The organism is Clostridium ljungdahlii (assembly GCF_001636845.1).
GTDB lineage: Bacteria > Bacillota > Clostridia > Clostridiales > Clostridiaceae > Clostridium_B > Clostridium_B ljungdahlii_A.
The window spans coordinates 107,853-133,683 of record NZ_LITT01000046.1 but is presented as its reverse complement, the minus strand read 5'-3'; the positions used below and the strand labels follow the sequence as shown (position 1 = coordinate 133,683).

At 34.0% G+C, this 25,831-nt stretch carries 16 protein-coding genes and 1 pseudogene; 14 read left to right on the top strand and 3 right to left on the bottom strand.

The features are described from left to right. The first annotated feature begins 50 nt into the window (after window positions 1-50). From ade to WY13_RS14705, 7 genes and pseudogenes are all read left to right on the top strand, one after another. Window positions 51-1,760 (top strand): adenine deaminase, encoded by a 1,710-nt coding sequence (gene ade / locus WY13_RS14735; RefSeq protein WP_063556372.1) that lies wholly within the window; start codon window positions 51-53, stop codon window positions 1,758-1,760. A gap of 79 nt (window positions 1,761-1,839) precedes the next feature. Continuing rightward, window positions 1,840-2,427: a TetR/AcrR family transcriptional regulator gene (locus WY13_RS14730; protein WP_063556371.1), complete on the top strand. Its 588-nt coding sequence runs from the start codon at window positions 1,840-1,842 to the stop codon at window positions 2,425-2,427. 76 nt (window positions 2,428-2,503) lie between these two features. Beyond that, window positions 2,504-3,430 (top strand): NTP transferase domain-containing protein, encoded by a 927-nt coding sequence (locus WY13_RS14725; protein ID WP_063556370.1) that lies wholly within the window; start codon window positions 2,504-2,506, stop codon window positions 3,428-3,430. Between the two features lie 106 nt (window positions 3,431-3,536). After that, window positions 3,537-6,102: pseudogene (xdh, locus tag WY13_RS14720) on the top strand (selenium-dependent xanthine dehydrogenase). A 168-nt stretch (window positions 6,103-6,270) separates the two neighbouring features. After that, window positions 6,271-8,385: a xanthine dehydrogenase family protein molybdopterin-binding subunit gene (locus WY13_RS14715; protein ID WP_063556369.1), complete on the top strand. Its 2,115-nt coding sequence runs from the start codon at window positions 6,271-6,273 to the stop codon at window positions 8,383-8,385. Then, window positions 8,385-8,852 carry a (2Fe-2S)-binding protein gene (locus WY13_RS14710; protein WP_063556368.1) on the top strand — a complete coding sequence of 156 codons (468 nt, stop codon included), beginning with the start codon at window positions 8,385-8,387 and terminating at the stop codon, window positions 8,850-8,852. Before WY13_RS14715 ends, WY13_RS14710 begins: the two co-directional genes overlap by 1 nt. Beyond that, window positions 8,846-9,664, top strand: coding sequence for an FAD binding domain-containing protein (locus tag WY13_RS14705; protein ID WP_063556367.1), 819 nt, complete (start codon window positions 8,846-8,848; stop codon window positions 9,662-9,664). The genes WY13_RS14710 and WY13_RS14705 overlap by 7 nt, the downstream gene beginning before the upstream one ends. A 153-nt stretch (window positions 9,665-9,817) precedes the next feature. Here the strand turns inward: WY13_RS14705 and WY13_RS14700 are convergent, their stop codons facing one another. The 3 genes from WY13_RS14700 to WY13_RS14690 all read right to left on the bottom strand — a co-directional run bounded on the left by WY13_RS14700 (window position 9,818) and on the right by WY13_RS14690 (window position 14,718). Then, window positions 9,818-11,422 (bottom strand): N-acyl-D-amino-acid deacylase family protein, encoded by a 1,605-nt coding sequence (locus WY13_RS14700; RefSeq protein WP_063556366.1) that lies wholly within the window; start codon window positions 11,420-11,422, stop codon window positions 9,818-9,820. A gap of 364 nt (window positions 11,423-11,786) precedes the next feature. After that, window positions 11,787-12,968, bottom strand: a complete 1,182-nt coding sequence (gene dpaL, locus WY13_RS14695; protein WP_063556509.1) for a diaminopropionate ammonia-lyase — start codon at window positions 12,966-12,968, stop codon at window positions 11,787-11,789. Window positions 12,969-13,362: 394 nt separating this feature from the next. Continuing rightward, window positions 13,363-14,718, bottom strand: a complete 1,356-nt coding sequence (locus WY13_RS14690; protein WP_063556365.1) for a nucleobase:cation symporter-2 family protein — start codon at window positions 14,716-14,718, stop codon at window positions 13,363-13,365. 733 nt (window positions 14,719-15,451) lie between these two features. On the opposite strand from WY13_RS14690, the gene ygeW reads away from it, so the two are divergent. The 7 genes from ygeW to WY13_RS14655 all read left to right on the top strand — a co-directional run bounded on the left by ygeW (window position 15,452) and on the right by WY13_RS14655 (window position 25,742). After that, entirely contained in the window at window positions 15,452-16,648 is a 1,197-nt protein-coding gene (ygeW, locus tag WY13_RS14685; RefSeq protein ID WP_063556364.1) for a knotted carbamoyltransferase YgeW, read from the top strand. A gap of 31 nt (window positions 16,649-16,679) precedes the next feature. After that, window positions 16,680-19,694 (top strand): putative selenate reductase subunit YgfK, encoded by a 3,015-nt coding sequence (ygfK, locus tag WY13_RS14680; RefSeq protein ID WP_063556363.1) that lies wholly within the window; start codon window positions 16,680-16,682, stop codon window positions 19,692-19,694. Window positions 19,695-19,724: 30 nt separating this feature from the next. Then, the gene (gene ssnA / locus WY13_RS14675) at window positions 19,725-21,053 is read left to right on the top strand and encodes a putative aminohydrolase SsnA (RefSeq protein ID WP_063556362.1); all 1,329 of its coding nucleotides are present in this window, start codon (window positions 19,725-19,727) and stop codon (window positions 21,051-21,053) included. Window positions 21,054-21,080: 27 nt separating this feature from the next. Next, on the top strand, window positions 21,081-22,289 hold the full coding sequence (locus WY13_RS14670; protein WP_063556361.1) for a YgeY family selenium metabolism-linked hydrolase: 1,209 nt from the start codon (window positions 21,081-21,083) through the stop codon (window positions 22,287-22,289). A gap of 18 nt (window positions 22,290-22,307) precedes the next feature. Continuing rightward, window positions 22,308-23,258, top strand: a complete 951-nt coding sequence (arcC, locus tag WY13_RS14665) for a carbamate kinase (RefSeq protein WP_063556360.1) — start codon at window positions 22,308-22,310, stop codon at window positions 23,256-23,258. Between the two features lie 401 nt (window positions 23,259-23,659). Further along, complete coding sequence (gene hydA, locus WY13_RS14660; protein ID WP_063556359.1) at window positions 23,660-25,072, top strand: dihydropyrimidinase; 1,413 nt, start codon at window positions 23,660-23,662, stop codon at window positions 25,070-25,072. Next, the gene (locus tag WY13_RS14655) at window positions 25,053-25,742 is read left to right on the top strand and encodes a Crp/Fnr family transcriptional regulator (protein WP_063556358.1); all 690 of its coding nucleotides are present in this window, start codon (window positions 25,053-25,055) and stop codon (window positions 25,740-25,742) included. Before hydA ends, WY13_RS14655 begins: the two co-directional genes overlap by 20 nt. The last annotated feature ends 89 nt before the right edge of the window (window positions 25,743-25,831 follow it).

Genomic DNA, 25,831 nt, shown 5'->3' with positions numbered 1-25,831 from the left:
TGGAAGTAAGATCATAATAGGGAATTTTAATAGATTGGAGAAGTGAGTAGATGAATGAATTGACAAATAAAATCGATGCTGCTATGGGCAGGATAAAAGCAGAACTTGTGCTGAAAGATGCTTTTATAATAAATGTATTTACTCAAACTGTTGAAAAAAAGGATATTGCAATAAATGATGGCATAATTATAGGAATGGGTAAGTATGAGGGAAACCATGAAATTAATTGTAGTGGTTTTTTTGTAGCGCCAGGGTTTATAGATTCTCACGTTCATATAGAATCTTCCATGGTAACTCCAGAAATATTTTCTGATTTAGTTATTAAAAAAGGTGTTACTACAATTATTGCAGATCCCCACGAGATAGCAAATGTTTTAGGGGAGAAAGGTATAGAATTTATGCTTCAAAACAGTAAAAAAGGTGATGCAGATATATTTTTTATGCTTCCGTCTTGTGTTCCAGCAGTAGATTTTGAAGATAATGGTGCAGTACTTGAAGCAGACAATTTAGAAAGGTTTATTGAAGATCCTCAAGTTTTAGGACTTGGAGAAGTAATGGATGTTAATGCAGTTACTTCAGGAAATAAAAAGATGCTGAAAAAAATTTTAATGGTAAACAAGTATGGAAAAAGTTTAGATGGACATTGCCCTAAAATTAATGATAAAGAACTTAATGCTTATTTATGTGCTAACATTAGAACAGATCATGAATGTACCAATTATGAAGAAGCTTTAGAAAAAGTGAGAAATGGAATGTATGTAATGCTGAGGGAAGGATCTGCAGCTAGAGATCTGAAAAAATTATTACCTGCAGTAAATGACAAAAATTATAGCAGGTTTTTGTTTTGTACTGATGACAGACATATTGAGGATTTAGTAGATGAGGGCAGTATAGATAATTGTATACGAACTGCTATAGATGAAGGATTAGATGCTATAAAGGCATATACGATAGCATCATTTAATGCAGCTAATTGTTATAACTTAAGAGATAGAGGTGCTATTTCAGCTGGCATGAAGGCTGATTTGGTAATATTTGAAGATATGAAAAAATTGAAAATTAAAAATGTGATTAAAGATGGTAAAATATATAAAAATAATCATATGTTTAAAGATATTTTTGCTAAGCCCTCAGTAAATGTAGATTATATAAAAGAAGACTTATTTAAGATTAAGGCTAAAGGTAAATTTGTAAATGTAATAAAGGTGCAGCCAGGAGGGCTAGTTACTAAAAAAGAAAAGAGAAAAGTTAAAATAAATGAAGGGTTAGTTGAATGTGTTGAAAGTAAGGAAGAAGATGTAAATAAAATAGCTGTGATAGAGAGACACAAAAACAGTGGAAAACATTCTGTTGGGTTCATAGAAGGCCTAGGACTCAAAAAAGCGGCCATAGCCCAGACAATTGCCCATGATTCTCATAATATAATTGTATTAGGTGACAATGATAAAGATATGGAGATAGCAGTGAATAACATTATATGCAATAATGGAGGTATAGTATTTGTATCTGAAGGTAAATTGCTAGAGTATTTAAAATTGCCAATAGGTGGACTTATGACATCTGAGAATCCATCTTTTGTAGTAGATAAAATTATAAAATTAAATTCATTAGCAGTAAAGTTTGGAATTAAAAAAGAAGTTGATCCATTTATAACACTCGGGTTTATGGCACTTCCCGTAATTCCAGAGATAAAAATAACTTCAAGGGGATTATTTGATTATTCTAAATTTAGTTTTATAGATTTATTTATAGATATTTAAATACAAATTTTGCGTAAAATTTAAACTTAGAGTATAATTTTATAGTAGATTATAATTGTTACGAGAAAGAGGTTATACTATGCTAAAAGATGCAAAAAAGAATATATTAAATGCTGCTATGAAAGTAATTGCCAGAGAAAAAATAAGTGGTACCCGTATGCATATGATTGCAAAAGAAGCTGATAGAAGTCAGGCTAATTTGCATTATTATTTTCCCACTAAAAATGATATAATGATAGCCCTTTTAAATGATATACAAAAGCAATTTTCAGAGAACCGTAAGAAATATATTGATTTAGACAATAAAAGTGTTTTGGAAAATATGAGGGGATTTTTTGAACAAAAGGAAGATGACATTTTAAATAATAAAGAATTGGACTATGTACAGCTTGATTATTGGGTTCAAGGTACAGTAAATGAGGAGATAAGGAAAAAGTTTCAGAAAACCTTTAACATATGGCGCAGTAGTATTGGTGAAGTTTTAAATAAAGGGGAATTTAAAGATAATGTAGATAATGAATATAAAGATATGCTAACATATATAATGGTATCTTTAATGTTAGGGGCGTCACTACAGTATCTTATTGATGAAGGCAAGTTTGATTTAAAAAAGTATTTTGATGTAGCCGAAAGGCTTATTGAACAGTGTTTAAAAGAAGAAAATTAGTATTTTTATACTAAGCAAGATCATATAGTCTTAAATTGTACATATATGAAAGTTGCAGCTAGATAAGGAGTAGAATATGGAGAAAGAGAAAAAAATAACAGGAGGTATAATTGCTGCTGCAGGAAAAACGTCAGAGAAAAATGAAACATATCCACTGCGCAAAATTGGTTCTATCACTATAGTGAAAAGAATTGTCTTAACCTTTCAAAAGGCTGGAGTTTCACCAATTGTGGTAATTACCGGATATAAATCTGAGGAAATTGAGCATAATTTAGCTTATTATGGAGTTATATTTTTGTATAATGAAAAATATGAAAATTCACAAATGCTTGATTCTGTAAAAATAGGATTAGATTTTTTAAAAAATAAATGTGATCAGGTAATATTTAATCCAGTAAGTGCCCCGCTATTTACACCAGAAACTATTCAAAAGATGATAGAATGTAATAAGCAGTTACTATCACCATCTTATCATGGAAAAATTGGACACCCTCTTTTGATATCTTCTAAGTTAATCCCTCAAGTTTTAAAATATGATGGTAATGGAGGGATGGAGGGAGCTATCCAAAACATTGGAGTTGAAAGACAGTTGATGGATGTGGAAGATGAAGGAATTTTAAGTGATACAGGAGATCCTTGCCAATTGGAGAAACTCCTAAAAGAACATAACCAGCGTATTTTACATCCTTTTGTTAAAATAAGCATTGAAAAGGAATCTTTGTTTTTTAATTCAAGAACAAAGTTGCTTTTGATTTTAATTCAGAATACACATTCTGTACGAAATGCATGTAAACACATGGCACTTTCTTATAGCAAAGCGTGGAACATGCTGAATCAGTTGGAAGAAGAATTAGGATATGCAGTGGTTAAAAGGAAACATGGTGGACGAAATGGTGGAAAAACTTATTTAACCGAAGAAGGTATGGAATTTTTAAAAAAGTATGAGCAATTTGAGCACAATGTCCGTCAGTATGCAAAAGATGAATTTGATAGACTATTTTAATGCAAAAAGCAAGTTCTTTTCACAAAGAATTTGATAAAGGTTAGCCTCCGTTTTATAATAATTATAACAATAAATTGTTAAATTTTTATAAAATAGGAGGTTATTTATGTTTACATTAAATATTAATGGTAAGGATGTAGCTTCGAATACTGATAAACCCCTATTGCGTTTTTTAAGAGATGATTTGAAAATCACTTCTGCAAAGGACGGTTGCAGCGAAGGTGCATGTGGAACATGCACTATTTTAGTAGATGGAAAAGCAGTAAAAGCTTGCGTACAAAAAGTATCAAAATTTGTAGGAAAAAGAGTCTTAACAATTGAGGGATTAAGTGACAGGGAAAAGGAAGTTTATGAATATTGTTTTGGAGAAGCAGGTGCAGTACAGTGTGGCTTTTGTATTCCTGGAATGGTAATTTGTGCAAAAGCTCTATTAGATGTCAATTCTAATCCAACAAAGTTAGATGTAAAAAAGGCGATTAGAGGTAATATCTGTCGCTGTACTGGATATAAAAAAATTGAAGAAGCTATTTTAATGGCAGCAAAATATTTTAGGGACAATCTTCAGATACCAGCTCCTGTAGGTAAATTGAAGATGAATCAGAAATTTAAGCGTGTGGATGTAGACGAAAAGGTAAATGGAACAGGTATTTTTGTAGATGATATTGAACTCCCTGGAATGATTTATGCCAAAACAGTTCGATCTAAATACCCAAGGGCTATTATAAATAAAATTGATATAAGCAAGGCAGAAGCTCACCCGGATTGTGTGAAAATTTTACTGGCAAAGGATGTTCCCAATAATATTATTGGACATATAAAACAGGATTGGGATGTAATGATTCCAGAAGGTGGGACAACCAGATATATAGGAGATTCACTGGCACTTGTGGCAACTTATCATAAGGATAAGCTGGATGAAGTGTGTAAATTAGTTGATGTAGAATACACGGAATTGGAACCGATTACTTCTCCTGAAGATGCCCTAAGAGCAGATGCACCCTTAATTCATTCAGATGGAAATATTATGAGTCGTTCTATTCTTCAACGTGGAAATGCAGATGAAGCAATTAAAAATTCTAAATATGTAGTGACGAGAAAATATAAAACTCCATTTCAGGAACACGGATTTATGGAACCAGAGTGTGCAATTGCAGCACCTGAAGGAGAAGATGGTATTTTACTCTATTCTGGCTCACAATCTGTTTACGATGAGCAGCGTGAAATTTCAAATATGATTAAAATTCCAAAAGAAAAAGTACATTGTCATTCCCAGCTTGTTGGAGGGGGATTTGGCGGCAAGGAAGACATGAGTGTTCAGCATCTTGCAGCATTAATGGCATGGTATACAAAAAAACCGGTAAAGGTAAAGTTTTCAAGGCAGGAAAGCTTAGATTATCATGTTAAACGTCATGCAATGGAAATGGAATTTACGACAGCTTGTGATGGAAATGGATATTTAACAGCTATGAAAGGTGTAATTATTGCAGACACAGGTGCCTATGCGTCCCTTGGAGGACCTGTATTACAAAGAGCATGTACTCATGCGGCAGGACCATATAATTATCAGAATATTGACATTTTAGGCATGTCAGTTTATACAAATAATGTGGTTGCTGGGGGCATTTCGTGGTTTTGGTGTAACACAAAGCTGTTTTGCTACTGAAAACAATATTAATTTATTGGCAGAGATGGTGGGCATTTCACCTTGGGAAATACGTTACCGTAATGCAATCCGTCCAGGACAGGTACTTCCAAATGGTCAAATAGCAGATGAAAGTGTTGCCATGGTAGAATGTTTGGAATCTGTTAAAGATGTATATGAATCAAATCCTTATGCAGGAATTGCCATAGCTTTTAAAAACAGTGGAACTGGAGTGGGAAATAAGGATATTGGTCGCTGCATTTTATCTGTAGAAAATGGAAAAGTCCATATTAAAACTTCTGCAGCTTGTATGGGACAAGGAATTGCAACAATGTGTACTACCATATTATGTGAAACAACTGGCTTAAATCCAGCACTTACTGTCCATGAAAGAGCAGATACCTTTCATACACCTGATTCAGGAACTAGCACCGCATCTAGACAGACTGTGGTAACTGGGGAAGCTGTAAGACGAGTATCTGAAAAATTAAAAGCAGAATTGGACAAAGGATTGACTCTTTTTGATTTAGAAGGAAGAGAATTTTATGGTGAATATTCTGCAAAGACAGATCCAATGGGATCTCCAAAGAAAAATCCAGTAAGCCATGTAAGCTACAGTTATGGAGCTCAGGTTGTTATATTGAATGAAGAAGGAAAAGTGGAAAAAGTAGTTGCAGCTTATGATGTTGGAACACCTGTCAATATTCAGGCTGTTGAAGGACAAATTGAAGGCGGTATTGTTATGGGACTTGGATATGCTTTAACAGAAGAATTTAAGGTTGAAGGCGGCTATCCTAAGACAAAACTAGGTACACTAGGACTTATGAGATCAACGGATGCTCCAGAACTTGAAGTTATTCTTGTACAAAGTAAAGGAAAGATTCCTGAAGCCTATGGGGCAAAAGGTTGTGGAGAATTATGTTTGATTCCGACAGCGCCAGCTTGTTCTCATGCATATTATAGATTAGATGGTAAATTCCGTAGTCAGCTGCCATTAAAAGGGACATTCTATAAAAAACTAAAAAAATAGTATATTACTTTTTTATCCGATGACTACCTGCTCTAATACTCCCACTTCTTCAAGTGGGAGTAAAGAGCAGCTACGTCCCTGGATAACGATTTCTAAGCATCAGGTGGAGTCAAAACTCCATCTGATGCCAAGAACTTTGTTTATGAATTGAATATAGGGAGGTATTGTATGAAAAATATTAGTAAGTCTGTAAAGAAAAAAGATCATGAATTAAAAATAAGTGGCCGTGCCCTTTATGTAGATGATCATGTGATGGATGATATGCTTTACGGCAGACTATTGCATTCCACAAAAGCAAGGGCAAAAATTACTGATATCAGTATTCCTGAATTACCTGATGGTTATTTTGTTGTTGACAAAAATGATGTAACAGGTGTAAATCGTGTTTCAATTGTGGAAAATGATACACCCGTTTATGCTGAAGATACTGTGGAATATGTAGGTGAACCTATTTTAATGGTTGTGGGACCTAGCCTTAAAGAAGTCAATAGAATTTTAAATGAAATTATTGTAGTATATGAAGAACAGGTTCCTGTTCTGGATATGCAAAAATCTAATACTGTCTTTTTCCATTACAAGTGTGAAAAAGGAGACATTTGTAAGACTTTAAAAGAAGCTGATCAGGTTTTTGTTGAAACATTTCAAACTGGTTATCAAGAACAGGCATATCTTGAAACTCAGGGGATAATTGCTTATCCACATGATGGGCGAATGACAATACGTGGTTCTATGCAGTGCCCTTACTATGTGTACGGTGCTGTTTCCAAAGCTTTGGGATATGACGAAAAGAATATTCAGATTATTCAGGATGTTACTGGGGGAGGCTTTGGAGGTAAGGAAGATTTTCCTTCTATACTTGCGTGTCAAACTGCAGTGGCAGCTAAAAAGGCAAATAAACCAGTGAAAGTAATATTTGATAGACGTGAAGACATGGAGTTTACTTCAAAACGTCACCCATCTATCTGTACTTATAAAGTAGCAGTTAAAGATGGTGAAATTACAGGTATGGATATTGATATACTGTTCAATAGTGGTGCATATACAACCCTTTCTCCTGTTGTTTTACAGCGTGGAGTAATTTGTGCAAACGGCGTATATCGGGTAGAAAACTTGTGTGTTGTAGGACGTGCAGTTAAGACAAATACAGTACCTTGTGGTGCATATCGTGGTTTTGGTGCTCCACAGACTTTCTTTGCAGTAGAGATGATGATGGATCACATTGCAAAGAAAATGGGTGTTGACTCCCTTGAACTGAAGGAAAAATATATTGTTAAACAGGGCGATTCTACTTCTACAAGTGGAAAGTATCATTTCCATGTATCACTGCCTGAAATGATCAAGCGAGCTGATGAACTTGCTGACTATCGTAAAAAACGTCAGATGTATAAAAATCAAAAGGGACGATACCGAAAGGGTATTGGCATGTCATTATTTTTTCATGGATGTGGTTTTACAGGAAGTGGAGAACGTGATCTCATAAAAGCTGTTGTAAAAATTAGAAAAAATGCAGATGATACAGTGGAACTTTTAGTAAGCAATTCGGATATAGGTCAGGGTATTAAAACTACTTTTTCTAAAATTGTTGCAGATACCCTTGGTATTTCTTATGATAAAGTGCTTATAAATAATCCGGATACAGATCATGTACCTGACTCAGGACCTACTGTAGCAAGCCGTTCTTTAATGGTAGTTGGAGAATTGCTTAGGCGTGCAGCAGAGAAACTGAAAGGAGAATGGAAAACTGGAGAAGAACAGATTGTAGAAGAACATTTTGTGGAGCCTGACTTTATAATTCCATTTAGTCTTGAAAAATTCAAAGGAGATGCCTATCCAACCTTTTCCTGGTCTGTTAATGTCATTGAAGTGGAGGTGGATACACTTACTGCCATTACAAAGGTAACTGGAGCATGGGGTATTTTTGATGTTGGTGTTCCTATTGATATGAACATTATACAAGGACAGATGCAGGGAGGTTTTCTTCAAGGCATTGGATATGCATCTATGGAGCAGATGGAATGCAATGATAAAGGTGTAATCCGTAATAATAGCTATAGTGATTACATTATTCCTACAGCAGTAGATGTTCCGAATCTTGTAACTGAAATAGTAGATAATCCATATAACTGTGGCCCATATGGAGCTAAAGGTGCTGGTGAGCTTCCTCTTGTTGGTGCAGCTCCAGCGTATGTGGAAGCTATGGAGAATGCACTTGATGTAAACTTAAATAAAGCTCCATTTACTCAAGAGGATACTATGAAGGTTTTGCAGGAGGTGCTTAAGTAATGATAAAATTTATTCTTAACGGAAAAGAAGTTACATCTACTGCCAGGGGAAGTGAGCGCTTACTTGATGTACTTAGAAATGAGTTACACATTACAGGTGTAAAGTGTGGTTGTAAGGAAGGTGAATGTGGTGCCTGTTCTGTTATACTTGATGGCAAACTAGTTAATTCATGTATGGTAGCAGTAGGCAGTATAGAAGGTAGTAGGGTTATGACTATTGAAGGATATCGTGAAACCAAACGTTTTAAAGTCCTTGATAAGGCATATGCTTCTGTTAGTGCTGTACAGTGTGGCTTTTGTATTCCAGGTATGATACTTGCATCTGAATGTATACTTTCAAAAAATCCAGATCCTACAGAAGCAGAGATTAGAGAAGGTATTTCTGGAAATCTATGTAGATGCACTGGCTATAATGCTATTGTTAAAGCTATTTATATTGCAGCAAAGGAGGGGAAAGGTTTATGGTAAATAGTTATAGACCATCATCTTTAAAGGAAGCATTGGATATTCTTGCAAAAGAGGAGGTTACTCCTTATGCAGGAGGTACGGATTTAATGATTAAGGCAGATGAAAATGCTAGATATTTGTTTCTAAATAAAGTATCTGAGATGAAAAATATAGTAGAGGATGGAAAGTATATTCACATCGGTGCGGGATGTACTTTTACAGATATTATTGAAAATGAATTGACTCCTGCCATTTTAAAAGAAGCAGTATCACAAATTGCAGCACCTGCAATTCGAAACTTAGGTACTGTTGGCGGTAATATATGTAATGGCTCGCCTAAAGCAGATAGTGCACTTATCTTTTTTGTTACGGATTCTAAACTGCGTATTGTAAGTAGTAAAGAGGAGAGGGTTATTCCTATTAATGAATTTTATCTTGGTAGAAAAAAGACTTCCCTCAAAAAAGATGAACTGCTTGTTGAAATTCTCATGAATAAAGAAGGATTTGACAATTATTATTATAAGAAGGTAGGGGCAAGAAATGCCTTGGCGATTTCCAGGGTATCTTTTGCTGGTATTTTTAATGTAGAAAACAATAAAATCTGTAATTGCAGCACAGCCTTTGGTGCAGTTAAAGATGTTGTTATAAGGCTGCCAGTTATTGATAGAATGCTCATTGGCAAGACTATTGAAGAAGCAAAAGCTGTTAAGAAAGAGTACCTTGCAGCATATGATAAGGTTATTATTCCTATAAAAGGAAGGGTTTCAGCAGAATATAGAAAGACTGTATGTATGAATTTACTTCGTGATTTCCTTGAAAGCAATGGAATTTAACTTCTAAGTAAAAATCACTTTATACTCTATGAATATTTTTACAACCTTCAGTTTGGCTAAATATTTTGATAAGCCTAAGCAAAAAATTTAAATTTATACTCAAGGATATGCTGAAATCTGGTAGCATATCCTGAGTATATTTCAACACTATAATTACGTGTGCCTTATAACTCTACCGTAATTTCCTTTACATACAACCCCATTTTTTACAGCAAGTTTTCCGTTTAACAATACATATTTTACACCAACAGGTGGTTTAGTTGGATTATTGTAATCTTCATAACCTATGATTTTGTCAAAATCAAATATAGTGACGTCTGCTATATTGTTAGGAGCTAATTTACCTATATTTTTTAAACCCAGAGTAACTGCAGGAAATAGAGTTGATTTGTATATGGCATTTTCAAGGCTAATAGCCTTTTTTTCTCGTACAAATTTACCTATAAAAAGAGGATAATTACCATAAAAACGTGGATGTGGAACACCTGCAGGTATACTATCTGAACATACCATCTGTAGGGGATGCTGTATGAGTTTTATAGTATCTTCTTCTGAAAATATATTTAAGGTAACTATTCCAACTCCTGCATTTTCTTCAGTAAGTAGTTTAGATATAAAGTCTACCGGGTGTATTCCTAAGTCCTTTGAAATATCTCCAACAGTTTTCCCAATGTACTTCAAATTTTTATCTTTCTTAAGTGAAGTGATGAGGATACCATCCCAACCAGCTATTGCGCTGTAATTATCCCACGCAGGGTAATGAATTTTTGTATTAGAAAGTTCATTTTTAACTCTATTTAATACTTGAACATCCTTTAATTTTTCTAATAAGGTACCTTCTCCTTCTTTTGTAAGCCAGGGTGGTAAAAGTTGAGTCATTAAGGTACTGCCGGAGAGATAGGGATGTTCATCAAAAGTAATGTCTATACCATCATCAATTGCTTTTTGTACAATTTTAATAAGTGAGTCAGCATTCAAGCCTAATTCTTTTGAGTTATAAGATCTCATATGGGAAATCTGAAACTTTACCTTAGATTCTCTAGCAATTGATATAATTTCTTCTAAAGCATTGTTTATAGTGTTATCGTGATTTCTAACATGAACCATAACAATTCCATTATAACTTTTTACAACTTTACACATAGCAATTAATTCATCCCTGCAGCTAAAAATACCTGGCATATATTGAAGACCTAGAGACATTCCAAAAGCACCTTTTCTCATAGCATCATCCACTAATTTGCACATGTGGTCAATTTCATATTGCGTAGGTGTTCTAGGGTTAAATCCCATTACACTTGTCCTGACAGCACCCTGAGAAATTAATGAAGCATAATTGTTTTTTAATCCCATTGAATTGATTTTAGTCATATATTCATTTAGGTCAGAAAAGTGCCATTTTAGATCAGCACCTCCAACTATTCCAACAACATAATTTTTCCATGTATTATTCTGACTTTCTATATAGGGAAAAATTCCCAAGCCACATTGACCCACGAGTTCAGTAGTAACCCCTTGAAGTAACTTTGAATTTCTAAGGCTTTCACAAGTAAAAGGTACTAGATCATTATGACTGTGTACGTCAATAAAGCCTGGGGAAACTACTAATCCAGAGGCATCAATAATGTCATTTGCTTCACTTGATATATTTTTAGATATACTTACTATTTTGCCATCCTTAATTCCAATATCTGCATTATAAGGAGTAGTATTTGTACCATCTACAATTAACCCATTTTTTATTAAAATGTCTAACATTTAAATTACCTCTTTTTCAAAATTTTAACGCAGTAAATATTGACAACATATTTCATGGTAGTTGATTCATACTAAATCATGTAATGACAAATTTCAATTACAATCACTGCATAGGTTTTCTAACTTAAAAATCAACTTATACGCAGGTATATTTTTACAATGATGAAGCTCTTTTAAATATTTTGTATATAAGGCTTAGAAAAAAATTTTTAAAAAATCTAGAACTTTTGAATTGTTTGAGGTACGAGTTTTCAAAAGTTCTCAGTATTTTTTTGAATTTTTTTATTAGCCTTATCAAAATATTTAATGAGCTGAAGATTGTAAAAAATATCCGGAGTATAAGTTGATTTTTCGTTTGAAAATTCTATATTAAACTTTGATAGTCACCATCCCAAGTAATGTTTCTATATACCTTCGGATCAGTATTTCCCTCTGTACTAATGAGTAAAACGTTAGAATTTTCATCAAGCTTCAATGTTTCACGTAAGTCCTTATATTTATCCTTTGAAAAAATGGATAGGAGTCCTGCTGTTACAGCACCTGATTCGCCTGATATTATTCTAGTATCACCTTTAAGAGGATTTCCTAAGACACGCATTCCTCTTGCTGTTACCCAATCAGGGACTGACACAAATACATCAGCACAGTATTTCAAGATATCCCAACCCATAGGGTTGGGTTCACCACAGGCAAGTCCAGCCATTATTGTATTCATTTCTCCTGTGACGGCCTCAATTTTACCTGCTTTACAGGATCTATAAAAGCAATCAGCTTTTTCAGGTTCTACAATAATAATTTTTGGTGGATTTTTTTCAAATTTAGAAACAAATACGCTTGCTATAACAGAAGCAAAGGCTCCTACACCTGCTTGTAAGAATACATGAGTTGGAACAGTTCCATGTAACTGTTCAATAGCTTCCTGTGCTAAAGTAGAATATCCTTTCATGATCCATGTAGGAATTTTAGTATATCCTTCCCAAGCTGTATCTTGAATGACTTCCCATCCATTTTTAGAAGCTTGCTTAGCTGTAAAACGTACTGCATCATCGTAATTCCAATCGGTTATACTGACATCTGCACCAAATTCAGCTATGTTATTTAATCTGTTTTGAGTGCTTCCTTTAGGCATGTACACAATACACTTGTATCCCAGTTGTTTTGCCATCCAGGCGACCCCACGGCCATGATTGCCATCTGTAGTGGCAACAAAAGTAAGGTTCCCTAAATCACTTTTTACTTTCTCAGATTTTAGTACTGAAAAAGGAAGTTCTGATATATCCTTGTCTAATTTTTGTGCAAGATGTTTTCCGATGGCATAGGAAGCCCCAAGCACTTTAAATGAATTTAATCCAAAACGAAGAGATTCATCTTTTACAAAAATATTAGATAGTCCTAAAAAGTTTGCTAATCCATCTAACTTAACAAGAGGAGTTTTTTTATATTGTTCAAAACTTTCATGGAAAGTTTTAACTTCACATAAATTTTTTTTACTTAATAAAGGTGTATGTGCTTTAACATCTTTTTTATTATTAACAATCCATTTCAACAACAAGTCGCCTCCAAATTATAAATTTTTAATAATAAACAGAGTTCTTGGTTTCAGGTGGAGTTTTTTCTTCACCTGAAACTTATTAACAGGCTTCTCAGTGCTTCAGCACTTAGAAGGCGTTATCCTTTAGGGAAAATCGTTATCCAGGGGCGTAGTAGCCGTTATCCCCCTCTTTATAAGAAAAGCAGATATCCCAAATCTTTGATTTGGTGATAGTCGCTTTCGCTGTGTGCGATGAGGGTATTACGGCTAGTAGCCATCGGATAAATTAATTTTAAACAATATTACTAACTAGTTAATCCACTTTTATTATAATTCTGAATTATCTTCATGTCAATATATTGACATGAATGGTTTTAAATAGTAGATTGCATGCTTTTAATAAGAACTACTAATATTTTTGCGGAGTATTTTCAGAAGAGACTTCAATATTAGTAACGTTTTTTTCACCATGATTTAAAAATGCATTGAGAATTATTGCAACTACAGATGAAGATACTATACCACTACTAAAGATTGATTTGAAAAATTGAGGAGTATGATCAAGTATAGTAGGAACAATGGTAACTCCAAGACCTATGCCAATAGAGCAGGCAACAACCAGCATATTTGAATTTTTGTCAAAGTCTACACTTGAGAGCATTTGTATACCGGCTACGGCTACCATTGCAAACATTATGGTTGTAGCTCCACCTATAACAGGTTGGGGAATGATTGTAGCTAAAGCTGCAAATTTAGGGATCAATCCAAGACATATGAGAATAATGCCGGAAACGATTACAACAAAACGACTTTTTACTTTACTTAAAGCTAGGAGTCCCAAATTTTGATTGAATGTTGTGTAAGGAAAAGAATTGAAGATACCACCTAGAATTGTTGCAAGTCCTTCAGCTCTAAGACCTCGTACGATGTCATTTTCTGTAATTTTTCTTTCGCATATTCTACCTATTCCAAGATATGTGCCTGTTGATTCGATCATTACTGTAAGCATGACAAAGGTCATCATAATAATGGAGGCAAGATTAAATTTTGGTATGCCGAAATTTAATGGACGAACAAAACTTATCCATTTTGCACTTGCAACTACTGAGAAATCTACTTTCCCCATAAATGCAGCAACTATTGTGCCTAGAATAATGCCATTTAAAACAGAAATTGCTTGAAAAAATCCTTTAAAGAATTTATTGGAGAATATAACAACTATCATTACAAATGCACCGAGTAAAAGGTTGGAGATGCTTCCAAAATCTTTAGCTCCTGAACCACCACCAATGCTATTAATGCCAACGTTAATTAGAGAAAGACCTATCATAGTGACTACTGTACCTGTTACAACTGTTGGAAAAAATCTTAACACTTTTCCGTATATTGGTGCAATTAATACCACAACAAGTGCTGCTACTATTATGGAACCATAGGCTGTTGGCATTCCATAACTTTTGCCGATAATAATAAGTGGACCAACAGCAGCAAAGGTACATCCTAAAATTGCAGGTAGCTTAATGCCTACATAAGGGCCTATGCCAATTGCTTGAATTAAAGTTGCAATACCACAAGTAAATAAATCTGCAGCTACTAAAAGTTCTAATTGTCTGGGCGTCAAACCCACAGAAGCACCAATAAGTAAAGGTACGGCTACAGCGCCTGCATACATTGCAAGTACGTGTTGAAGTCCTAAAGTAAAGAGTTTTGGAAGAGGAAGCATTTCGTTTACTTTGTCTACATTTTTTACAGATTGTTCTGACATTTGTAAAACCCCCTATTTAATTTATTTAATAGTTAAGAATTAAAAATTAATAGTTAATGTGGATTTTTTTACGTTACACTATAAAAAATCTTTGATTAAATTTTTGATAGCTCGCTCCGCTAAAGCGAAACATGGCTGGTTCATATAAATTTAAGGATTTTTTGTGACAGCTAAAAATCATCCTTCACTATTAATTTTTCATTATTAATTCTTAACTTACGAAGCTCTGCTTCACATTATTTTAAAACTGCAAAAGTTGAATTAATGACTATCTGCTCTAATACTCAACCTTATATATACCATGAAAGAAATTAGTAAAAATGATGAGTTTTGGCTTTTGTTTTTTAAGGGAGTAAGAGTTGAACTTGATATCTAAGATCCCTGTATCTGACAAGTAATAGGTAAACACATTACAGCAAAGCATTGTAGTGTATTGTAAATATAAGATGGATTTACCAGTTAGTATAATTTATTCTAATAATATTAATGGTATTTTGTCAATATTAATATTAAGAAAAAACTGTACAATATAGAAGCCGTAAGTAATATTAGACATTATTTTACTTTAAAAGAAAAATATTTTAACGTTGACAAAGATATTTTATTATTATAAAATCAAATTATACTAACTAGTTAGTCCAACTTTTAAATATACCATATCTAAGACGAAATATATTTATATTAAAATTTTAAAATATACTAATTCAATCATTGCAATTAGGAGGCATATCTTATGGAAAAATTAAAAGAACTTATTCAAAATTTAAAAAAACTAGATTATAAAAATATGTATAGTAATGATTTCTTTTTAACCTGGGAAAAAACAGACGAAGAACTTAAAGCAGTTTTTACAGTTGCTGATATTTTACGCCAGATGAGGGAGAATAATATATCACCGCGTATATTTGATAGTGGACTAGCAATTTCCCTGTTTCGTGATAATTCCACAAGAACAAGATTTAGTTTTGCAAGTGCATGTAATTTACTTGGCCTGGAGGTTCAAGATCTTGATGAAGGAAAGTCACAGATTGCCCATGGAGAAACTGTTCGTGAAACAGCAAATATGATTTCTTTTATGGCAGATGTTATAGGCATTAGGGACGATATGTTTATAGGCAAAGGAAACAAGTATATGCATAAAGTATCAGAATCAGTTCAAGAGGGATATAAAGCTGGGATACTTGGACAGCGTCCTACGCTTGTAAATCTTCAGTGTGATATAGACCATCCAACTCAATGTATGGCTGATTTACTTCATTTAATTCATTATTTTGGTGGAGCTCAAAATCTTAAAGGCAAAAAACTAGCTATGACCTGGGCTTATTCTCCTTCCTATGGCAAACCATTATCCGTACCTCAAGGAATTATTGGTTTAATGACGAGAATGGGTATGGAAGTTACACTTGCACATCCGGAAGGGTACGATATATTGCCAGAAGTAGAGAATGTTGCAAGAAGAAATGCTGAGATAAGTGGAGGTAAATTTATTAAAACTAACTCCATGAAAGAAGCTTTTGAGAATGCAGATATAGTTTATCCAAAGAGTTGGGCTCCATTTGCAGCCATGGAAAAGCGTACTAACTTATATGGAGAAGGTAAATTTGATGAAATAGAGGTACTTGAAAAAGAGCTGTTAAATCAAAATGCAAATTGTAAGGATTGGGAATGCACAGAAGAAATGATGAAGCTCACTAAAGATTCTAAAGCATTATATATGCACTGTTTACCTGCAGATATTACGGGAGTAAGTTGCAAGCAAGGTGAAGTAGCTGCTTCTGTATTTGATCGTTATCGTGAAGAACTTTATAAACAGGCAGGATATAAACCTTATATTGTTGCTTCAATGATTTTCTTAAGTAAGGTGAAAGATCCTGTAAAAACACTTACAGAGATCATTGATTCAAAGCCACCGAGATTTTTAGCAAAATAGAATGTAAAAGTATATCTTAGGGGGAATATAAATGAGTGATAGAATGTGCCCTATTTCTTTTGAAAAAATGCTTATTTGGGTTATAAAAGAATTAAAAGAAAAGGGATCTATTTTTGGAATTCATAAAGATAAATTTTATAAAAATGAAAGAGGAAAATCAATTGAAGTGTTTGGTGAAAAGCTATCTTCACCCCTTGGACCTGCTGCTGGGCCAAACACTCAATTGACTCAGAACATTGTCTCTGCCTATTTGACTGGGAGCCGATTTATTGAATTAAAAACAGTACAAGTTATTGATGGAGAAGACTTACCAGTAGCTAAACCTTGTATTCGTGCACAAGATGAATGTTACAACGTGGAATGGTCTACAGAACTAAAAGTATCTGAGGCTTTTTGTGAGTATATAAAAGCCTGGCTCTTGCTTCATATTTTAATGAAGGAACTTCATCTAAGTAAGCAAAGAGATTTCATGTTTAACATGAGTGTAGGATATGATTTAGATGGTATTAAATCTCCTAAAATAGATAAATATATTGAAGGTATGAGAAATGCCTCTAATACAAAAGTATGGAATGAATGTAAAAAAGTAATTACTTCTCATATGAATTTGTTCTCCAATTTTAATGAAAAAGATTTAGAAGAAATATCCCCAATTGTCTGTTCCTCTATTACAGTATCTACACTGCATGGATGCCCTCCAGAGGAAATAGAAAAGATATCAAATTACTTACTGAAAGAAAAAAAGTTAAATGTTTTTATAAAGATGAATCCAACTCTTTTAGGAGAAAAATTTGTTAGAAATACGCTTAACACAATGGGATATGGTTATATAACCTTAAATGGAGATCATTTTAAAAATGACTTACAGTATGGGGACGCTGTGGCAATGCTCCAGCGTTTGAAAGGTGCTGCAAAGACGTTGAATTTAGAAATAGGAGTGAAACTTACAAATACTTTACCAGTTAAAATTGAAAACAAAGAATTACCTGGAGAAGAAATGTACATGTCAGGACGTTCTCTTTTCCCTCTTACAATATCCTTGGCAAGTAAATTAGCTGAAGAATTTGGTGGAGATTTACAGGTATCCTATTCAGGAGGAGCAGATTTCTTTAATGTGGATAAAATTTTAACTACAGGAATTCAGCCGGTGACATTTGCAACTACTATCTTAAAGCCAGGTGGATATGAGAGAATAACGCAAATGGCTCAGAAGGTAGAGAGAAAGCTTAAAGGTAAATTCTCAGGAATAGATACAGACATGTTATCAAAATTGGCAGAAGAAGCTTTAAAAGATGATCATCATCTTAAAAACTCAAGAACTGTAGAAAGTAGAAAACTTTCTGTAGAACTTCCTACTTATGATTGCATGACGGCACCTTGCAGCATAGGATGTCCTATAAATCAACAAATTCCTGAATATGTGGCCTTAGTAGGTAAAAAGAAATATGATGAAGCCTTTTTTATAATTGCTAAGGACAATGCTTCACCGGCAATTACAGCAACTATTTGCAATCATAATTGCCAGTTTAAATGTACTAGATTGGACTACGATTCATCTGTTCTAATTAGGGACATGAAAAAAGTTGCTGTCTTACATGCTGAAAAAAAGTACATTGAAAATATCAAACCTCAAGATATAAGAAGTAATAAAAAAGCAGCAGTTATAGGTGCAGGCCCTGCGGGACTTTCAGCAGCTCTTTTCTTGAGAAGAAATGGTATGGATGTAACTGTAATGGATAAAAGAGAAAAACCTTATGGTGTAGTAAGGTATGTTATCCCGGATTTTAGAATTCCATCTGAGATGATTGACCAGGATTTTGAGCTTGTAAAGAAACAAGGAGTGAAATTTGAATTTGGAATTAATGGGAATTTTAATATAGATGAATTGAAAGGAAAATATGATTATATTATCTTAGCAATAGGTGCCTGGGAACTAGGAAAATTATCTTTAAAAGAAGGTAAGGAAAAAGCAGTGAATGCCATTGCGTTTCTTGAAAGATATAAAGCAGAAAAAGAAAACATTGATTTAGGAAAGCATGTTTGCATTATTGGAGGCGGAAATGTAGCAATGGATGCAGCAAGGGCAGCTAAGAGAATAGCTGGAGTGGAGACTGTTTCAATTGTATATAGAAGAACCAAGGAATATATGCCTGCAGATTCAGAAGAATTAAAGCTAGCTATTTCTGATGGCATTGTATTTAAAGAACTTCTTGCACCGATATCTATTAAGGATAATAAATTGCTTTGTGAAGAGATGATATTAGGAGAAAAAGATACTTCAGGCAGGAGAAGTCCTGTTTCAACTGGCAAAGAGGTTGTATTAGATGCAGATACGGTTATTGCTGCCGTAGGAGAAAAAGTGGATAGTGATTTGTTAAAAAGAAATGGAATAGAATTAGATTCTAAGGATTTTCCGAAACTGAATGAAGCTTGTGAAACTAATATTTCCAATGTATATATTCCAGGTGATGCTAAGTGCGGACCGGCTACTATTGTCAAGGCAATAGCAGATGGAAAAGCAGTTGCTAAAAATATATTGTCAAAAGAAAAATTGGACAATGATTTTGAGAAAAAAGTTATCCCTATAGACGAAAAACAAATATATAGTAGGAAGGGTATACTAAAGGATCCTGGAAGCTGTGAAGAAGAACATGAAAGATGCCTTTCCTGCAGTAATATTTGCGAATTGTGTGTTGATGTTTGTCCAAATAGGGCAAATGTAGTTATTGATGTAGGAGAATTTTCCTCTTCTCATCAGATTATACATTTGGATGGTATGTGCAACGAATGTGGAAATTGTGGAGTTTTCTGTCCATATAAAGGAAATCCATATAAAGATAAAGTGACAGTCTTTTGGAATGAAAATGACTTCGAAAATAGTACAAATAAGGGATTTTGTGTTATTGATATAAAAAAAGGCGTTTGTAAAGTTAGAGAGGAAAGCGGCAAAGTTGCCATTTACACTATTGGTGAGAAAAATATTATCTCAAAAGAAATGAAATGTATAATTAAAAGTTGCATAGATAAGTACAGTTATATGCTGTGACCTAATATTAAAACTTAGGAGGGAAAATGTATGCTATTAATTGGAAATGGTAAGCTTATTACTAGGGATGATGCTAGGCCAATTATTGATAATGGATGTATTGCTGTTTCTGGAAATAGAATTATTGAAATTGGCTTGACAGAAGGATTAAAGAAAAAATATAAAGATGCAAGATTTATTGATGCAAAGGGTAGGCTTGTTATGCCAGGATTTATTAATACCCATATGCATTATTACAGCACTTTTGCCAGAGGAATGGCCAATGACAGTCCTCCAGCAAAAAATCTTATGGACATACTTACAGGATTGTGGTGGAGACTTGATAAGGTATTAACTCCAGAGGATATTTATTATAGTGCTATTGTACCGATGATTGATGAAGTTAGAAATGGTGTTACAACTGCTTTTGATCACCATGCAAGCGCTTATTCAGTTAAAGGCAGCTTATTTAAGATAGCTGAGGCTGCAGAAAAGATAGGTATCCGCAGCAGTCTGTGCTATGAAACTTCAGATAGAGATGGAGAAAAAATTACTGATGAAGGTATTGCTGAAAATGTGGACTTCATTAAGTATTGTAATGATAAAAAAGATGACATGATTAAAGGCATGTTTGGACTTCATGCTTCTATGACAATTTCAGATAAAACTTTGGAAAAATGTATGGATGCCATAGAAAATTTAAATACAGGTTTTCATATTCATACAGGAGAGGGAATACAGGACCTGGAAATAACTAAACAAAAATATGGCAAGGGCATTGTACAGAGATGGTATGATGCAGGAGCACTTTCTGATAAGACAATTTTAGTCCACTGTATTCACGTTTCGGATGAAGAGCTAGACTTGATTAAAGAAAAAAATGCAATAGTTGTTCACAATCCTGAATCCAATATGGGTAATGCTGTAGGTGTATCTCCTGTACTTAAAATGTATAAAAAAGGAATTCTATTAGGCCTTGGTACAGATGGCTATACCGCAGATATGATGGAATCTTATAAGGTTGGAAATATTATTCATAAACATGCTGCTGGAGATTCTACTGTAGCTTGGACTGAAATTCCAGAAATGCTTTTCTATAATAATAGAAAAATTGTTGAAAGATTTATTGATGGAAAAATTGGTATTTTAAAAGAAGGTGCATTGGCAGATATAATTATTGTAGATTACAATGCGCCTACACCAATAAATGAAAACAATATTAATTCACACTTACTATTTGGCATTAATGGACGTTGTGTAGATACAACAATTATAAATGGTAAAGTTATTATGGAAGATAGAAAACTTGTAGGCATTGATGAAGAAAGAATTATGGCAAGAAGCAGGGAACTAGCACAAGATCTCTGGAAGCGTTTCTAAAGATAGGTAAAATAGGGGGAATTTTAAATGGCATTAGATTTGAATAAAGAAAAAATATTGGATATGGCAGAAAAGTATAAACCTGAAATATGTAGATTTTTAAGGGACATGGCTCGAATTCCAAGCGAAAGCTGCGGTGAAGAAAAAGTTATACTGAGAATAAAAGAGGAAATGGAAAAAGTAGGTTTTGACAAAGTAGAAATAGATCCCATAGGCAATGTACTTGGATATATAGGACATGGAAAACATCTCATTGCCATGGATGCCCATATAGATACAGTAGGTATAGGAGATAGAAATCTATGGAAATATGATCCTTATGAAGGATATGAGGATGACGAAGTTATTTTGGGAAGAGGTGTATCAGATCAAGAGGGAGGAATGGCCTCCATGGTTTATGCAGGCAAGATAATTAAAGATCTTGGACTTGAAGGAGATTATACATTAGTAGTAACAGGTACTGTTCAAGAAGAAGATTGTGATGGCTTATGCTGGCAATATATAGTCAATGAAGATAAAGTAAAACCGGAATTTGTAGTTATAACAGAACCAACTTCATTAAATATATATAGAGGGCATAGGGGAAGAATGGAGATAAAAGTTACAACCCATGGAATTAGCTGCCATGGTTCTGCACCGGAAAGAGGAGATAATGCAATTTTTAAAATGGCTCCTATACTAAATGAGCTAAAGGATTTAAATGAAAAATTAATCAATGATGAATTTTTAGGAAAGGGTACATTAACTGTATCTGAAATATTCTTTTCATCACCCTCAAGATGTGCTGTAGCAGATGGATGCAGTATTTCTGTTGATAGAAGGCTTACTGCTGGTGAAACCTGGGAGTATGCAATTGAGCAGATTAAGAATTTACCTTCAGTTAAGGCTGCAAAGGCTGAAGTTGAAATGTACACTTATGAAAGGCCTTCTTATACAGGATTAAAATATCCAACGGAATGTTTCTTCCCAACCTGGGTACTGCCTGAAGATCACAAAGTATGTCAAAATGTTGTAACTTGCTATAAGGATTTATTTAAGAGTGAGCCAAAGGTAGATAAATGGACATTCTCTACGAATGCAGTTTCCATTATGGGAAGATATAAAATACCATGTATAGGTTTTGGACCAGGCCACGAAGATCAAGCACATGCACCTAATGAAAAGACATGGAAAGATGAATTAGTAAAATGTGCAGCAATGTATGCGCTTATTCCAATATCCTATGTGACTAAATAATTATATGGGGGAATTATAATGGAATTTTGTAAATTAGTTATAGCATTAGGTGGAAATGCACTTCAAGAACCTGGTACGAAAGCTACAGCTGAGGCACAACTAGAAGTAATAAAAAAAACTTGTGAATATATTGCAGATATAAGCTGTAAGGGATATGAGCTTGTAATAGTTCATGGAAATGGTCCTCAAGTGGGAAGGATTTTACTTGCATCGGAAGCAGCTAATAGTGTTACACCATCTATGCCTTTTGACGTATGCAGTGCCATGAGTCAGGGATATATAGGATATCACATTCAGCAGTCACTGAGAAAGGCTTTAGATAAGAGAAAAAAGAAGGTACCTGTAGTGACACTTATAACCCAGGCAGTAGTTGATAAAAATGATCCTGCATTTAAAAACCCAACTAAACCCATAGGCACTTTTTATAGTAAGGAAGAGGCGGAAAAACTTAAGAAAGAAAAAGGTTACGTGATGAAAGAAGACTCTGGAAGAGGGTGGAGAAGAGTAGTGGCTTCACCAGTTCCAAAGAGAATAGTTGAACTCCCAGCAATTAAAGTGTTGTGGGATTCTACTATTTGCGTAGCAGCTGGAGGTGGAAGCATTCCTGTTGCCCAAAAGGAAGATGGATCATTAGAAGGTGTTGCGGCAGTCATAGACAAAGATCTTGCAGCTGAAAGACTTGCAGAAGATGTAAATGCAGATATTCTTATGATACTTACAGAAGTTGAAAAAGTATCACTTAATTTTAAGAAAGCTAATCAGATTGACCTTAATCACATTACGGTGGCAGAAGCAGAAAAGTATATTGAAGAAGGCCATTTTGCTCAAGGATCAATGCTCCCAAAGGTAGAGGCAGCATTGATGTTTGCAAAGGCAAACTCCCGCCACAAGTCAATAATTACTTCACTTTATAAAGGTGAAGATGCCCTTGAAGGTAAGACAGGAACAGTTATTACTTTAGATAGATAATTAATTGGTGAAGTTCCGCACATAGGAAAATTTGCTTAATATAAGAAAATTGCGAAGCAACTTTTTTTGAGAGGACAGTGGACAATTGACAGAGGACAGTGAAGGAGGATTTTTCTCCGTTACACTACGAAAAATCTTTGATTAAATTTTTAATGACTCATTTCGCTAAAGCGAAATATTGATGACTTATATAAATTTTAAGCTTGTTTTGCGTTAGCAAAGCAAGCTTAAAAATAAATTAGTTTTCTGACGTAAGGAAGGAAAACTCACCTTCATTGTCCTCTGTCCTCTGTCAAATGTCCTCTCAAAAAGTTGTGTCGCATTACTTTTAAATTGTGAAAGTTAAGTTAATTATACTTTATATTTTTTGTGTTAGAATATATAAAAAGGAGGCTTTGCTTATGGGCATAGTACTTGAAGGAGGAAAAATTGTAACTGCTGTGGATTCTTATTGTTCAGATATAAGAATAGAAGATGAAAGAATTGTTTCAATAGGAAATGATATAGAAAAGAGTGGAGATGAAGTCATATCTGTAAAAGGATGCTATATTTTACCGGGTGGTATAGATACTCATACTCACTTTGATTTGGAAAGTGGTTCTATAGTAACTGCAGATAATTTTGAAACTGGAACAAAAGCAGCTTTAGTTGGAGGTACCACTACAATATTAGATTATGCTACACAAAACAAGGGAGAGACATTAAAAGAAGCCTTAAGAAAGCAGCATAAAAAGTCAGATGGAATTTGCTATTGTGATTATGGGTTTCACATGGGTATTACGGATTGGAATGATAAGACATCTTGTGAAATGGAAGATATGGTTAAAGAAGGTGTAACTTCATTTAAATTATATATGGCCTATAAAAAAACGCTTCAGGTAGATGATGGTGTAATATTTGAAGCTTTAAAAAGAAGTAAAGAGTTAAAGAGCTTGATAACTTTTCACTGTGAAAATGGTGATATTATAGAAGCACTTATAAATGAAGCTAAATCAAAGGGAGACAGCTCCCCTTATTATCATCCGTTGACAAGACCTGCTTTAGTTGAAAAAGAGGCGATTGTAAGGCTGCTTAATATTGCAGAAATTGCAGATACACCGGTGTATATTGTACATTTAAGTACTAGAGAAGGTTTATTAAGTATTTTAGATGCTAAAAAGAGGGGAATAAAAGTTTATGCGGAGACTTGTCCTCAGTATCTGCTGCTGGACGATTCCTGTTATGGAGATAAGAACAGCCATAATTTTGAGGGAGCAAAGTATGTAATGTCACCTCCTCTTAGAAAAGCATATGATAATGATGCATTGTGGAAGGGGATAAGCTCCAGAGAGATAATGACCATTGGGACAGATCACTGTTCATTTAATTATAAAGGTCAAAAAGAAATTGGCATTGATGACTTTAGCAAGATTCCAAATGGGGCTCCAGGTGTAGAACATAGAATTGGGCTTATGTATACTTATGGAGTGCTAAAAAACAGAATAAGTATGAATGAAATGGTTGCACTTACTTCAACTAATGCCGCTAAATTATTTGGACTTTTTCCACAGAAAGGAACTATTGCAGTGGGCAGTGACGCTGATATTGTAGTATGGGACCCTGCTTTTTCTAAAGCTATTAGTGTTAAAAATCAAATGCAAAATGTAGACTATACTCCTTATGAAGGTTTTGAACAGAAGGGAAGAGTACTGCATGCTTTTTTGAGAGGAAATAAGGTTATATCTAATGGAAAATTCATTGAAGATAAACCTCTTGGAAAGTATTTGTATAGAACGCAGCCAGAAGGTATAAGTTATGACAAAAGTTTCCGATGATGATTTTAATGGACTTTCCTTATTTGAAAAAGTAAATAAATCTACGTTGAAATTGATGCAAGCAAAGGCTCTTAAGATAAAACTTACTAAAGGTGAAGAATTGTTTTGCGAAAAAGACAAAGTGGATAAAATTTATATTGTTTTAAGTGGAAAAGTAACTATGTATAAGATATCAGAAGATGGACAAAAAAGGGTTGTATATATTTTAGGCAGAGGAGAATTTATAAATGAAGTCATTTTTGACAATTTACCTGCATCCATAAGCTGTGAAGCTTTTGAAAACAGTTATATATTGTATTTTTTTAGAAATGATTTGTTAAAAATAATGGCAGAAGATTTTGAATTTACGCATATTATAATTAATTCTATGGCTAAAAAAATAAGAAGACTCTACAGGCAATTGAAAAATACAGTACCTATAAAAATGGATAAAAAACTTGCAGCAAAACTCTGGAAGCTATCAAGGGATTACGGAGTGGAAACAAAAGAAGGTACAGTTATTGACTTGAATATAAGCATAACATATTTAGCTGAAATGCTTGGTAGTACGAGAGAGACTATTTCACGCTGCATGAATAATTTTGAAAAAAAAGGTATGATAAAATTTCATCATAAAAAGATAATAGTTATAGATCCCAAGGTGCTGTCAATGTATTTCAGGGGAATTTAGAGGAAGGCTGTATTTGTAGAAAATGATGCAAATGCAGTTTTTTATTTTTTGGCCATAACGTGATTTGTATCACGTTAAATTTTTTATAT